The 14,435-nt window shown below is 45.5% G+C and carries 12 protein-coding genes and 1 pseudogene; 3 read left to right on the plus strand and 10 right to left on the minus strand.

All coding sequences use genetic code 11. From position 1 onward, the window contains the following. A pseudogene (locus QVA83_RS03025) lies at positions 1-514 on the plus strand (LysR family transcriptional regulator); the annotation flags it as partial. Between the two features lie 237 nt (positions 515-751). On the opposite strand, the gene QVA83_RS03030 reads toward QVA83_RS03025, so the two are convergent. Further along, entirely contained in the window at positions 752-1,585 is an 834-nt protein-coding gene (locus QVA83_RS03030; RefSeq protein WP_069944984.1) for a class II glutamine amidotransferase, read from the minus strand. A gap of 435 nt (positions 1,586-2,020) precedes the next feature. Here QVA83_RS03030 and QVA83_RS03035 point away from each other — a divergent pair, with 435 nt between their 5' ends. Next, the gene (locus QVA83_RS03035) at positions 2,021-2,881 is read left to right on the plus strand and encodes a hypothetical protein (RefSeq protein WP_231506574.1); all 861 of its coding nucleotides are present in this window, start codon (positions 2,021-2,023) and stop codon (positions 2,879-2,881) included. A gap of 54 nt (positions 2,882-2,935) precedes the next feature. Here QVA83_RS03035 and QVA83_RS03040 read toward each other — a convergent pair whose 3' ends face one another. From QVA83_RS03040 to QVA83_RS03055, 4 genes are all read right to left on the minus strand, one after another. Then, positions 2,936-3,997 (minus strand): hypothetical protein, encoded by a 1,062-nt coding sequence (locus QVA83_RS03040; RefSeq protein WP_287498120.1) that lies wholly within the window; start codon positions 3,995-3,997, stop codon positions 2,936-2,938. A 173-nt stretch (positions 3,998-4,170) separates the two neighbouring features. Further along, positions 4,171-4,641 (minus strand): inner membrane protein YiaA, encoded by a 471-nt coding sequence (yiaA, locus tag QVA83_RS03045; RefSeq protein ID WP_156078853.1) that lies wholly within the window; start codon positions 4,639-4,641, stop codon positions 4,171-4,173. Further along, a complete protein-coding gene (locus tag QVA83_RS03050; RefSeq protein ID WP_156078854.1) occupies positions 4,625-5,461 on the minus strand; it encodes a DUF2145 domain-containing protein in 837 nt (278 codons plus the stop codon). The genes yiaA and QVA83_RS03050 overlap by 17 nt, the downstream gene beginning before the upstream one ends. A 153-nt stretch (positions 5,462-5,614) precedes the next feature. Continuing rightward, the gene (locus QVA83_RS03055) at positions 5,615-6,022 is read right to left on the minus strand and encodes a hypothetical protein (protein ID WP_156078855.1); all 408 of its coding nucleotides are present in this window, start codon (positions 6,020-6,022) and stop codon (positions 5,615-5,617) included. Between the two features lie 131 nt (positions 6,023-6,153). Here QVA83_RS03055 and QVA83_RS03060 point away from each other — a divergent pair, with 131 nt between their 5' ends. After that, on the plus strand, positions 6,154-6,888 hold the full coding sequence (locus QVA83_RS03060; protein ID WP_287498121.1) for a helix-turn-helix domain-containing protein: 735 nt from the start codon (positions 6,154-6,156) through the stop codon (positions 6,886-6,888). A gap of 94 nt (positions 6,889-6,982) precedes the next feature. On the opposite strand, the gene QVA83_RS03065 is transcribed toward QVA83_RS03060, so the two are convergent. The 5 genes from QVA83_RS03065 to QVA83_RS03085 all read right to left on the minus strand — a co-directional run bounded on the left by QVA83_RS03065 (position 6,983) and on the right by QVA83_RS03085 (position 14,144). Beyond that, positions 6,983-8,485, minus strand: a complete 1,503-nt coding sequence (locus QVA83_RS03065) for an NCS1 family nucleobase:cation symporter-1 (protein ID WP_287498122.1) — start codon at positions 8,483-8,485, stop codon at positions 6,983-6,985. 345 nt (positions 8,486-8,830) lie between these two features. Next, positions 8,831-11,149 carry a TonB-dependent receptor gene (locus QVA83_RS03070; RefSeq protein ID WP_287498123.1) on the minus strand — a complete coding sequence of 773 codons (2,319 nt, stop codon included), beginning with the start codon at positions 11,147-11,149 and terminating at the stop codon, positions 8,831-8,833. A gap of 311 nt (positions 11,150-11,460) precedes the next feature. Next, complete coding sequence (locus QVA83_RS03075) at positions 11,461-12,951, minus strand: CoA-acylating methylmalonate-semialdehyde dehydrogenase (protein WP_287498124.1); 1,491 nt, start codon at positions 12,949-12,951, stop codon at positions 11,461-11,463. 19 nt (positions 12,952-12,970) lie between these two features. Beyond that, positions 12,971-13,501: a flavin reductase gene (locus QVA83_RS03080; RefSeq protein WP_136783787.1), complete on the minus strand. Its 531-nt coding sequence runs from the start codon at positions 13,499-13,501 to the stop codon at positions 12,971-12,973. 22 nt (positions 13,502-13,523) lie between these two features. Then, on the minus strand, positions 13,524-14,144 hold the full coding sequence (locus tag QVA83_RS03085) for a malonic semialdehyde reductase (protein ID WP_239245991.1): 621 nt from the start codon (positions 14,142-14,144) through the stop codon (positions 13,524-13,526). Positions 14,145-14,435 lie beyond the last annotated feature (291 nt).

Raw genomic sequence — 14,435 nt, forward strand, 5'->3', positions numbered from 1 at the left:
ACCTGATGCGCTTGCTGCGCAGATTCCTGGGTTATCTGAAAACGCGCAGGGTTTTGTTTCGGATTCGGATTCGGATTCGGATTCGGATTCGGATTCGGTAGCAAAAGTAGCAAGCGTATCTGGAAAAGCAAAGAGTAAAACTGATGATGGTAGAATAATAGAAGCCGTCATCAAGCATCTAGGGCTTATTAATCACCCTGATGCCATGCACTACTTACAGCGCTATTTTAACGATTGCGGAGAAGCTGAGTTAGCCAACATTAATCCGAATAAGCTGCCTCATACTGGCTACATCAACCAACTTTCGCAAATTCTGCTGCCGGTAAGCGAAGGGTTAGGATACACTGTGCTGCCCACCAGCACACTAGACTTTGTGTCTTTTGCCGACAAACTTACTGTCTACAAAGCAAAAGATGAAGTAACCGAGCCCCTATACAGTGTTCAAACACCCCACAGCGCTCTACCCGCCCGCTACCAAGTAGTAAAACAAGCCATCACGCAAGTATTGGGTTAAAAATGGGGTCAGAGTACATTATCGAGCTAGCTAACCTGAATATTAGGGTCAGAGTACATTATTACGCTGGGTTACTAACTCAGCACCGAGCTTTTTGAGAGTGGAGCAATTAAAGTTACTCCGACCCCATAGTTCGAGTTATGGGGTCAGAGTACATTATTACGCTGGGTTACTAACTCAGCGCCGAGCTTTTTGAGAGCGGGGCCATTTAAGTTACTCTGACCCCATAGTTCGTGATTAGTCGTGAAGCGATGGATCTGGTGCAACCATTTCGGCTTCTTTTTTGTGTTCAGGGACATCCACTTTACCCGAGGCTATGACTTCGCCTTCCTGCCATAGCTTCCACTCACCCCGTTCGTAGATATCCCACTGTTCATCGTTTGTTAGCGGTTCAGTAGCAATAATGCTCACTACATCTTTTGGCGTGGTTTCAGCTGCAAAATCAATTTCCACCTCTACATCACTCAAACAAGCGGGGCCAAAAGGTGCTCTGCGGGTAATGCTAGCTAACTTTGTACTACAGAAGGTAAAGAGCCAGTCGCCGTTACTCAGTAAGCAATTAAATACACCTTGCTGAGCATACTCCTTTGCAAGTGAAACTAACGTTTCAGCTAACTGCTCAGGCATAGCGTCTCGAGGGAGGTTTTGCCTAACGTTATTCATAATATCGCAGAAAAGCTCTTCGCTATCGGTATCCCCAACTGCTTCGTAAACACCCGTACGGCGCGAGAAATTAGGGAGTTGTCCGTTGTGCGCAAACACCCAGTATCGCCCCCACAGTTCGCGAGTAAAGGGGTGCGTGTTAGCTAAGTTAATGTTACCCACATTAGCCTGACGAATATGGCAAATCGCATTCTTGCTTTTTATGGGCAACTTCGAAACAAAGTCTGCGATGGGTGATGTGGCGCAAGGCTCGGGATCGTGAAACATACGCACACCCTTCCCTTCATAAAAAGCAACGCCCCAGCCGTCTTTATGCGGCCCTGTTTCACCACCGCGGCGAGTCAGCCCGGTAAAACTAAAACATAGGTCAGTAGGAGTGTTCGCACTCATGCCTAAAAGTTCACACACAACGTTTGTCACCTATAGCAGTTATTTCATTAAGTATGTCGAGAATACGCAAGCACTCGAGCCGAATCAATTCGACATTGGTCCGTAATAAAGGAGAAGCGGCAGACTTTACAACTCATTCACCTTTTTAAAGCCAATGACCTTCATACCACTTTATTTTAATTTAATTACGTAAAAACGTCCGTTTTATGTTTACCTCCCCTTTCATTTACAATAAATAATAATGATAATCAATTACAAACAAACTATTCTTTCATATATATGATGCGCTACCACTCTTTCTCGATTTATTCGCTTTTCGTCATTGTTATGTGTTCGGTGTTATTACCTTACACTTCTTTTGCTAACGAGGTTTCGCCTTCAACTCATATCGCTAATTCTGGGAACAACAAGGTAAATCAAACCTTTAAGCATTTATTAAGCGAACATCAAATCGTGGCAATTGGTGATATACACGGCTCCGCAGCACCGACAGAGCTCTTAATCAACGCTCTGTCTGATCGTGATATCTTTGAGAGTGTCGACGTTATTGTGACTGAGTTCGGTAATAGCCATTACCAGCCCGAGTTGGATGATTATCTGCTTAACCCCAATACAAAGGTTTCACTGCAAGAGTTAGAGCCTTTGTGGCAGGACAGTATTTATTTCATGGCGTGGCAATATAAGCATTACCGACATTTTGTGCAGAAACTAAGGTTACTCAATGCATCGTCAAACCATAAAGTGCGCATAGCTCTAGCTGAACCAGAGTTTAAATGGGAAGGATTGAGCAAAGAGCAATGGCAGTCTCTCACCAAAACACGCATTGTTAACTATGAAAAAACTGTGAAGCAGATAGCTGAACAAAACGATAAAGCGATTCTTCTGTTTGGCGCAATGCATACATTAAAGCAGCCTGTATCGTTAAAGCGGGGAGAAGCGCTCAATGAGTTTGTGCCCTTTATTTTTAAACTTAAGGACCTAAATATTGCGACAGTATGGACCCACTTTTCCACATCGACAATACCCGATATTTCTACTCCTACGCTTGTTTTGCTTAACGAAAAGAGTGAATTGAACTCCCCTTTATCCAGCATTTCAGCACGATTTGCAGACGGCACGAATCAAAAGCTTTCAGACGTTGCTGACGCATACTATTACCCGGGTCCTTTGAACCGTCATGCGCCAGTACCTTCACATATTAAACAAAACAGCCAATGGCACCACGAAATGAATCGGCGCGCCGCAATAGTTGACGAACGAGTCTCAGCACAAATCGCTAAGCAATTAGCTGAATGGCAAGCCGAAACCGACTAGCATTTTGAGATCATGGGGTCAGAGTACTTTTTCAGTAATGTACTCTGACCCCATTTATTCGGTGTGTTGTTGGGGCTGACAAATCCCATGTAATGCTGAAGGGTCGTCGACACTGAGATAAAGTGTGTCCATCGGCTCAATAAAAGTCGCTAAACCCGAGTAATACTTTTGTTCTGACACAAAGGTAAGCTTAACGTTTGCGTTGCCTCTACCGACATGGAACTGTTCTTGTGTTGAAGCTGCTGTCCAACTGCCTGTTTCGACTTGTTGAATATTTGAAAGTGGAATAACAGTCATTCCCCACCATGAATTATTCACCATAAGCTTATCTTTTATAAGGTAAACAGAGTAATGCTTGCTGACTCTGTAGTTAGCAATGAACATCACTATGAGGTAAAAAACCAAGGTTGCCACGACAATGGCAACCGTTTCACTCCAAAGTGCAATGGCGAGATAACTTGCATACGTCGTAACTACAAGCGCTACACAAACCAATAACACATGCCACCACTGTGCAGACCATAAACGCAGATTGGCTATGGCGGGAACATGGTTTCTACTAAAACGAGGAATGGCGTAGTACCAACTGGCGGGCTCATGAGCAAACATAAGTGCCAACTCTAACTTCTTTGCTTCTTTTGACCCTTTTTCATAAATGTTATCGCCTTCATATTGTTCCAGCATATGAATTCGCGGGTCGCCAGAGAGCTTTCGAGCCCCCCACAATGCTTTAACTATCGTTACCAGGAGTAGAATTTCTATCACCATCAATACGGCAATAATCGGATATTTAAGATAGGTAATGAATTCAAAGTAATAGGCTAACTGCTCTGGATAGTTATAGCGTGCGACCAAACTACTTAAAGAAAGAACTAACAATAATTTCCACAGAGCCTGATTGCCAATTTGAATGATCCAGAAATAGTAAAGTACAGGCAAAAAGACAAAATATGCCAACGTAACAAGCAAGGTATTTCGCCAATGTGCGCTAGCCCAAATACTTTCAAAGGAGAAGGTTATTTCAGGAAGGGTTTCAGGTAAAAATAACGTTCCTACATAAAAGCAGGCAGCAGCAACTATTAGAAAAGCTATCCGGTATTTAACGGGTTTGCGCATAATTCATCCCTGATGCGTTGAACAAGCTGGCTGAATGCTTAACCAGCGTTACACCTACCATACTGAAAATGCGCCGAAACCAAAAGCGTAAATCGTAAAACTAATGGGGTCGGAGTACATTACTTAGAAATGTACTCCGACCCCATTTATTTAATGTACTCTGACCCCATTTTTTAAGCGGCTTTCACTTTGGGAGAGTCTTCGTGCTCAGTAGCGCTGTTTTGAGTATCGCTTTTTGTGTTGCGTGACTCGTCGGTAGTTTGGCTATCGCGTACGTTCTTCTGCACCGTAATAGCGGCAAAGAGGCTTAGAGTGAAGGCCATGCCGAAGAAGCCTTTTTCACTTAATAAAAGCTCAGCATTTAATAAGCCAACCACTAACAATACGATGGCTGATGCAGTAGCTACAGCTGATGCAAGGAAATACGCTTTGGTAGTTGGCACACCTTCCATTTTATCGCGTACCGTTTTTTGTAAGCTCACTACAGAAAACAAGCCAAATAACATAATAGTGAAGTAATAACCTTTTTCATTAAGCGCCATTGGGGCATTGTAAAGGCCGATAAAATAAGCGCCCACACCCACAATTAGGGCTGCCAGTGATGCTATTCGAAATGCTTTCGTTGGTTTATTCTGAATCTGCATTGTTAAATTCCTCGATAATAGTTGTCTCACCGTTGCTCGCAAAAATAACTGCCTTTTCCGATAAATCGTATTTCTGCATGTAACGAGCAAGGCTTCCAAATGTAGTTGTTTCCACCTTACGACCGTGATCGGACAGCGTCACGCCGTCGCTGAACATACTCGCCAAGCCAAGTTTGGCGCGGCTCATGTTTACTTTTTGCGGCGTAAAATATGCCTTTGCATTAGCTTTTAGCTGGGCTATATCTGTGGTGGAGTACACCGCAGCATTCAGCACATCTAGGGTGTACTCGGTACAGTTTTGTCGTTCACTGTTGAATGGGTTAGCAACCACTGAATAGCGTGGGTTATGCAACAATTTTGCTCTATCTTCGCTGTACATACTTATAAGCGCTTGCTGCACGGCAACCGATGGGATAATCAGACCAGCCTCGAGCGCATAAGCACTCCAGAAAAAATCTACAGGATAATCTGTAACTAAATGACTCACGTCTTGTTCATCAGCATCTTGATACAAATTATGGATTGCATAGCCTTTAGCAGTCTCTCCATTATCTAGCTGAATGCTTGAGTAGATAGCAATAGCAGTGTGCGTAAAGCGAATGCCCTCCGGCATGTCTTCAATCGGTCTGCCTCGCCTTGCAATAATGAAGGCACGAGCTCCTTGGCTTGCCGCATACTTTTCTACTTCTTTAGAAAAAATGGCAATGGCTTCAGATGAAAATGAAGGCTTTCCATGCTGCTGACTACCTGCCAAAGCGTGATTAGCGTTAGCAGTAAGTAGTACCAAAGCCACAGCTATTGAATACAAAAATGTTTTCATACTCTTCCCTGCTTAAATTCTCTCGACTTGCACTGAATAAGAGCCACCTAAAGCGCTAGATGCACAACACTTCGCTGTAGCAGTTTTTTAACAAGCTACAGCTACTTTTTTAGCTTCCAGTCGCGCTTCAAAGTTCGAGCAATTAATTTACCGTTAGCGTTTAGTTGTGGTAGTGGTAGTAGTCGTTGTTGTGTTAGTGGTCGCAACGACTTTGTTTGGCGCAGGGTCTGCAGTAATGATTGTTTCGGTAATCACTAACGGCTGGTTATTATCAACGGAGGAATGATGACTAGCTCCGTGAATACTGCGGCTACTCTCGTCAATCACACTTTCAGCAACTGCGCTACCTGCCACTACAGCACTGCCGGTTAGTATCACCGGAACAGCGACTACGGCACTCGCTACTGACGCCGTCGTTGCTAAGCCTTCAGATGCTGCAAGCGCGCTATGTTTACTAGCTTTGCCACTGTGGTCGATGGAATCATCTGCCATTACAGAATGGGTAAGAAGCGCACTACTTAATAGTGCAGTTAACATCAATGTTGAACGCGAATTTTTCATATCACTTGCTCCTAGTATGTAAAGGCGAGATGTGCCTGAACATGTTCTACACTAGAACCAAGAATAAATTTCGTAAACCACAATCGCTGATGTAGTATTAAATTACACCACAAGTATAAATATTTAATACCATGAGCCAAATTAACCTTGTTTACGACACGCTTAAACAATGTTTACGAGAGCAGCGATTTACCTACAAACAGATCGCACAGAAACTGAACGTAAGCGAGGCCAGCGTAAAACGAAATTTCTCTTTACAGGCTTTCAGCCTCGATAAACTGGAACAGATTTGTGAATGTCTAAATTTGTCATTAAGCGACCTTTTTAGCCTGTCGCAAAAGCAGCAGGAAAAAATATCACAGCTGTCTGAGAAGCAAGAAATGGAGCTACTTGCCAATCCCAAGCTACTGCTTGCAGCCGTATGTGTGCGTGATGGCTGGCGATTCTCGGAAATCATCAAGCACTACAATATTTCTGAGGTCGAGGGCATTAAGCTAATGACAACCTTAGACAAACTTAAGCTTATAGAGCTGTTACCGAACAACCGCTACAAGCTGCTCATTGCGCAAAACTTTCGCTGGATCCCTGGTGGTCCGCTAGAAAAATTTATGGAGCAGGAAGTAATGGTGAAGTTTATGGCTCCAAAGAAGAACGAGCCATGGATGTTTCGTTTCTATTTACGCGGCCGCTATTCTCAGACCTCGGTTTCGATTATTCAGCGCCGTCTTGAACAACTGCGACAAGAAGCAGCAAAACTCAGCAGCGAAGATAATGCCCTACCAATTGAAGAACGCCAGCACATTGGCCTTTTAATGTCGATGCGGCCTTGGGAGCCCTCGCTTTTTGAAAACATGAAGCGAAAATAACCCTGTCGAAGTATATTTGGGGGGGTCAGAGTACATTAAATAGAAAAGTACTCCGACCCCATTTTTTGCTACTCAGAAATGTACTCTGACCCCATTATTGAGAGGCGCTTTTTGCCTGCATAGTGACGGGTGCTCTGTTGGAGAGCAGCAGATAAACCATGCTGGCGATGATTAACCCTACAAACCATGCGTAGGCGTAAAGCGTATCGAAAACGGCTGGCACGCTTTCTAGAAAACCAGCTGCGTGAAGAAAACCGGGGATATTGGGTAAAATGCCTATAACAAGCGCAGTCACACCCGCCATGTTCCAACCGTTGTTCGCGCCATATTCGCCACTGTGTTGAAATAGCGCATCTATGTTTAAGGTCGATTTTCTTAAGATAAAATAGTCGGCAATTAGAATACCCGCGATAGGGCCAAGCAGCGCAGAATATCCCGTAAGCCACGTAAATAAATAGCCACCCGCGGTTTCAAGCAGCTTCCAGGGGAAAATAGCGACGCCGATACCAGCGGTTATATAGCCGCCCATTTTGAAGCTTATTTTCGAAGGCGCCATATTCGAAAAGCCATAAGCTGGGGCTACCATGTTAGCGGCTAGATTTGTGGTTAACGTTGCGAGTGCTAATGCAGCAAGTGCCAGCACTACACCCATGCCTCCCATTCGACCGGCAAGTGCCACAGGGTCCCATATGGCCTCACCATAAATGGTGACCGTTGCTGACGTTACCGCTACACCGATAAAGGCAAACAGCGCCATGGGTAACGGCAAGCCAATAGCTTGGCCTAACATTTGGTCTTTTTGTGATTTTGCAAAACGCGTGAAATCGGGAATGTTCAACGCCATGGTTGCCCAGAAGCCCACCATAGAGGTTAAGCCCGCGAAGAAGGCTGTCCAAAACTGCCCTTCTTTGGCTCCACCTTCAACAAACTGAGACGGCGTTGACAACATTTCGCCAAACCCACCAGCATTAACGTATGCCCAACCAAGAAGCGCTAAGCCCATTAAGATCAAAAATGGTGCAGCAAAAGTTTCAAGCCAACGAATAGATTCGGTACCGTGTTTTATAAAAACCAAGTGCATCGCCCAGAAAGCGAAGAAGCACAAAGTTTGTGTGATATCGATACCTAAAAATGGTAGTGCCTGCCCCACAAAAGCGTCGCCGCTCACGCTATTTAGAATAACGTAAATGGCACTGCCGCCTACCCATGTGTTAATTCCAAACCAGCCACATGCAACAAGCCCACGGGCCAAAGCAGGAATTTTCGCGCCTTTGGTGCCAAATGCGCTACGTAATAATACGGGAAAAGGTAAGCCGTATTTTGCACCTGCATGACCAATTAACATCATAGGTACAAGCACGATGATGTTGCCCAACAGCACGGTTATTACTGCCTGGTACCAATTCATGCCTTCTGATACCAGACCGGCAGATAAGAGGTAAGTAGGTACACAAACCACCATCGCAATCCATAATGCTGCATAGTCTTTCCACACCCAGGTTCTGGTTACCGCGTTGGTTGGCGCTAAATCTTCATTCCATAAATCGCCATCGTAATGGGAAGGTTTTGTCATGGTATGATTGTTGGTGTTATCCACGATCTATTTCCTTATTGGGTTTGCTATTACTTGTTGCTTCTTTTTACACAGCGTCATGCTCGGCAAAGCGGTAGGTTAAAAAATGCATCAGCGCTCTCAACGGCGTAACGATTAGATTAGAGGCTCGCTGCTAACCTTTATTGGGGCCTGCTGATCTTTGGTGTACAACAAAGGTCAACAGCCCCTAGCAAAAAAGAAAAGCAAAAATACTGCCGCTTCGCGCGCTTTGTTAACGCAAAACCTAAATACCGTTTTGCTACGTCGGTATTTAGGCTAGCTACGCACGTTTCTTTTTAGAAGTAGGTGATACGCTTTATTTTGTTAAACAAAGCGCAACTACGCTAATTAGAAATTACGCCTTATCGTTACGCCATACGTCCTAGGCTTCGCATAGGAAATCTGGCTGGTTCCATAAAAACCAGTTACGTCAAAGCCAATAAGTTCATGGTCTGAGTCAAACAGGTTATCTATATAAGCCGCTATTAGCCATTTATCCTCAGCGTCTACCCAGGTTAAACGAGTATCAGCCGTGGCAAAGCTATCAATTTCATGAGCGGTAAAATTCCGCGCATTGTGAAAGGTTTCCGACTGATAATTGGCTGACAATTGGGCTGCCATATTGCCGTCGAAGGCGTCCCAGTTATAGCGAAGCATGGCAGACGCTTGATACTCTGGGGTAAATGGAGGTGTTGTATCAGCAAAGTACCCCGAGGCCACTTCTAAGTCTTCAACCACTGCATCGGTATATGAAAAGTTAACCATTACATCTAAGCTGTCTGTCGGGGTTAAGAACACTTCTAATTCAACGCCGCTAAATGAGGCTTCTTCGTTTGACACCACCCCCGCATTATTCACCCACGAAAACGACTGGTAATCGCTGTAGTCATAATAAAAAACATTGGCATTAAAAACGCCGCTTCCCTGCATAAAACTGTGCTTTAAACCCGCTTCAAACGCAGTAAGTTCTTCAGGTTCGTATAAGCTGAAACCTCCTTGAAGCGGGGCATTGAAACTCCCCGCTTTAACGCCCCGATTAATGCCTGCATAGTACAAGCTATTACCCACACTGTATTCCAGCTGTAGCTTGGCCGACCACAGATTTTGATCGTTAGAATCAACCAAAGTCTCTAAAGACGTCGTTGTGGTGTCAATTTCGATAACTCGGTCGTTAGTATTCTCGTTTTGATACACATTACCCACAAAGTCTTTGTCTTCACGGGTGTAACGCAACCCACCAACCAGAACAAGGTCGTCGGTCAAGCTATAGTCTATTTGCCCAAATACAGAGTATGACTCGGTTTCAAGAGATACCAAGGTGTTATTTTCTTCACCGCCTAAGAAAAAGGTGGTGGGTGAACCCGCCAAGCCTTGGCTATAGTCCGTATCGATAGACAGATAATAAAGCCCCCCAACCCACTTTAAGTCTGCGGATTCACCTGAAAAGCGAAACTCTTGGCTGAACTGCTCTATGGTGCTGTTAGATTGAAAAATAAGTTCGGGTGACGCGGTTTGGTCGGAGTCGAGGCCAACGGTACGTTTAAACTCTTTGAAATCAGACATGGCGAAGAAATCGAAGCTTTCAAATGCATAGTCTAATGTTGCCGCAAGCCCTTTTGACTTGATCTTGTTTTGATCGTCAAAGGCAAAGTCTTTATTTACTTTATTGCCCGACCCATCAGGGTCGAAGTTACCATTGAAATCGCCGCCTTGAACGGGACGGAAAGGATCGCCATTGAAGTTGCCGTCTACACACACGCCCGCTTGAATAGTGTCACAGCCAAGCGGGTCGTCAGCAGCATAAATAACGTCAATCACATTGCCGTCGGCATCTTTTATCTCGGTGGTGTTCACCACCTGATACGGGCCTTCACTTTTGGTTGTATCTGACCAGTTACCGCTTAGTAGCAGCGAGCCTTCTTCGCCAATGTCAAAGAGCAGCTGAGCACGAAACGCTTTAGTATCATCGTTGTACCCATCTTCACCGCCTCCCACAGAGCCTAAACGGGTATCGGGCGCGGCACCGTCTTCATAAATATTCTCTAGTATCTCACCTTGCTGATTGGTAAACCCAGAAAAGCGACCATAAATGCCGTCTGTTATTTCGCCTGATATCGCCCCTTCGAAGCGGTATTGTTCGAAACGTGCGGCAGTAAATTCCGCGTAGCCTTCTGTATCTGCAGTGGGCTTGGCGGTGATCGTATTAACCAGTCCGCCTGTGGCATTTCTTCCGAATAATGTTCCCTGTGGGCCTTTAAGAATTTCGATGCGAGCCACATCGAATAAACCAAAGGTTTGTGCTTGGGTACTGGCTAAATAGCCACCGTCAACGTATACGGCCACCGGCGCTTCCGCCAAGTCAGCGTAATCGTTTTGCACCACGCCTCGAATATTGAAAATAGCACGCTGACCACCGATATCACCGGCCAACGATACGCCAGGGGTAAACGCGATAAGCTCAGTACTACTTTCAAGGCCAAGTGCCTCTAGTTGTTCACCAGAAAACGCAGTAATAGCGATCCCTACATCGCTTATATTCTCGTTGCGCTTTTGCGCGGTAACTTCAATACTTTCCCAAACATTCTCTGCAGCAAAGGCCGCTGGCGTACTTAACGCCATAGCTACGGTTAACGCCAGCAGACGCTTGTGTGTGTTTAACGTATGCATGTTTTACTCTCGTTTATAGTTCTTTTTAACAAGCCTTGCGGCGGTGTTGTCCCGATATTTTTATAAGAGTAACGGTCGACGTGAACTGCATATCGATTGCCACTGGGGTGCAAACCTAAGGCAGGACTGGAGAGGAACTGCCAAAGGCTTGCGGTTTTAAATTGTTATTATCGATGGCTCATGGCTGAGCCTAAATCTCTGTTCTTTTACCTGCTGCGAGCAACTATTTGCCATACAGGCTTAATAGTTACCGTGCGTGGGCAAAGTTTTTATGGTCATTTATGGTTAATCAAGGTCAGTACGCCATGACATTAACTTGGAAATGAAAAGCTCACTCCTTCTCGAATGCCGCTTGAAGGCCAACGTTGAGTAATGGTTTTGCGTTTGGTGTAAAAGCGTACGCCATCCGGGCCGTATGCGTGAAGGTCACCAAAGAGTGAGCGCTTCCAACCACCAAAGCTGTGATAAGACACAGGCACTGGCAACGGTACGTTTATGCCTACCATGCCCACTTGGATATTGTCTGAGAAGTAGCGGGCAGCCTCGCCATCTCGGGTGAAAATACACGTACCGTTGCCGTATTCATGGCTGTCAATGAGCTGCATGGCTTGTTCCATGCTTTTAACGCGCATAACTTGTAGTACAGGGCCAAAAATCTCGGCTTTGTAGCTGGCCATTTCCGGCGTAACCTTGTCGATAAGCGTTGCACCTAAGAAGAACCCCGTTTCGTAGCCTTTTACGCTAGGGTCTCTGCCATCAACGACCACATCAGCCCCTTGCTCAGCCGCGCTGGTTATGTAGCCTTCTACTTTCTCTTTGTGCTGAAGTGTAATCAGTGGGCCGAAATCGTTAGTCGCATCGTCAAAAGCCCCTACTTTTAAGCTTTTCATGGCTGATTGCATTTTATCTACAATTTCATCTGCCACTTTGTCGCCTACGGCAACCACGACTGATAACGCCATGCAGCGCTCGCCTGACGAGCCAAAAGCAGCACCTAAAAGCTGATTCACTGCGTTGTCGATGTCGGCATCGGGCATCACAATAGCGTGGTTTTTAGCGCCACCTAATGCTTGGCAGCGCTTGCCATTAGCATTGGCTTTCGAATAGATGTATTCGGCGATGGGCGTTGAACCCACAAAACTCACCGCTTTAATGCGCTCGTCATCTAGTATTTGATCAACCGCTTCTTTGTCGCCATTTATAACGTTAAAAACGCCGTCGGGTAGCCCTGCTTCTTTGAGTAGCTTGGCTAGGAAAATGGCGCAGCTTGGATCGCGCTCAGAGGGTTTTAAAACAAAGGTGTTGCCGCATACAATGGCAAGCGGAAACATCCAAAGGGGCACCATGGCCGGAAAGTTAAATGGTGTAATTCCCGCCACCACGCCAAGAGGCTGAAACTCGCTCCAAGAGTCTATGCTTGGGCCAACATTTTTACTGTGCTCGCCCTTTAACAACTGGGGTGCACCGCAGGCAAACTCAACATTTTCGATACCGCGCTGTAATTCGCCTGCCGCGTCGTGGCTTATCTTGCCGTGCTCCGCACCAATTAACGGAATAATTTCATCGGCATGTTCTTCTAGTAAGCTTTTAAATTTGAACATAACGCGAGCGCGCTTACTTACTGGCGTATTACGCCACTCAACAAACGCATTTTGCGCGCTGACGATAGCGTCGTTTACCGTCGCTTTTGATGCCAGTAAAACCAGTTTTTCTGCCTCGCCCGTCGCTGGGTTATAAACATCTTGCATGCGCCCCTTTGGGGTACAGGTTTCACCGTTAATAAAGTGGCCTACTACTTTCATTATTTGTCTAATCCTTTAATTATGCGTCTTTGCACGCGCTGTGATAGCCGCGCTGATAATATAAAAGCGCGTCGGCTTCTGGGTCTTGCTTGATATCCACCACCTGGCAAAAAATAACGTCGTGAGTGGCCACACTTTTAACGTCCGTAATAATGCAATCGAAGCTAACTGCAGCATCGGCAAGCCTTGGGCAACCGGTCGTCGATTCCACCCAATCACCAATTTCAAAGCGTTCGTTCATGGGTGCTTTGCCACCAAACGTGTTTGAAATTAACTGATGCTGTGAGGTAAGGGTGTTGATAACCAAATGCGTGCTGTTTTTAAAAACCTGATGTACAGACGCACCGCGATTCAAACAAACCAGCAAAGTTGCAGGAGTATCGCTTACACTACATACGGCGGTTGCCGTGAAGCCTGCACGCCCTTCTGGACCAGTGGTTGTAACGACGTTTACCGCTGCCGCCAAACTCGACATACCTTCTCGATAAGCTTCGGGAGTTACCGGGGGTAGCACTTCTGTTACTGCGTTTTTTATTGCTGTAATAGTCATACAAATATCCTTTAAATTGGCGTTACACGATGTGGCAGGCTTGCTCGAAACTTAAGCGAGGTAAGCGTTTATGTACTTTCTCTTTATCGCCGTAGCCAATGTTCAGTAAGAAATTCACCTTCCACGTGCTATCTGAAAAGAAAGTCTCGTTGAGTAATGTGGGGTTGAAACCAGACATGGCGCCAGCGTCAAGGCCTAAGGCACGAACGGCGCTTATTAAGTAAGCCCCCTGCATAGAGCTATTGCGCATGGCAGTCTCATAGGCCGCTTCTGGGCTTGAAGTAAACCAGCTTTTCGCATCTGCATAAGGGAATAAGGTAGGAAGCTCTTCGTAGAACTCTTCGTCGTAGGCGACAATAACCGTACAAGGTGCAGTCATGGTTTGCTCAACGTTACCGCTTGAAAGGCAAGGTTTAAGTTTTTCTCTCCCTTCATCTGAGGTAATGAAAACAAATCGCGCTGGACTACAATTTGCCGATGTCGAGCCTACTTTTACTAAGTCGTACAGCTGTTTCAACACGTCTTCTGAAATAGGTTTGTCGTGCCATTTGGTGTGGGTATGCGCATCGGTAAAGAGTTGGGCTAGTCCAGCCTCGTCAAGCGGGCTAGTTGCTTTAAACTCTGTATTTTGTGTATCAGTCATTTTAAATTCATTCCAGTTTTATCAAATCTTTTAAACACTGCACTATGTTTTCGTTTTTTACGCTTAGCGCTTTTTTAGCTGCTTTCGCGTTGACGCTGTACTTGCAGCTTGCTTAGAAAGTTTTCGCCTCTTTAGCTGAAAACACCCCAAAGCCTGATGCAGTGTCATGTTCACGTTAGGCCACTTGCCCTAAATAGCTGCGCAGCAGTTCATTAAACGCAATTGTGTTTGTAATGCTTGATGCATGCCCGCCGTATTCCATGACCGACAATTCGGCGTTGGGCATAGCTT

It is taken from the genome of Alteromonas sp. AO-Serp (genome assembly GCF_017849675.1).
In the GTDB taxonomy this organism is placed as follows: domain Bacteria; phylum Pseudomonadota; class Gammaproteobacteria; order Enterobacterales; family Alteromonadaceae; genus Alteromonas; species Alteromonas macleodii.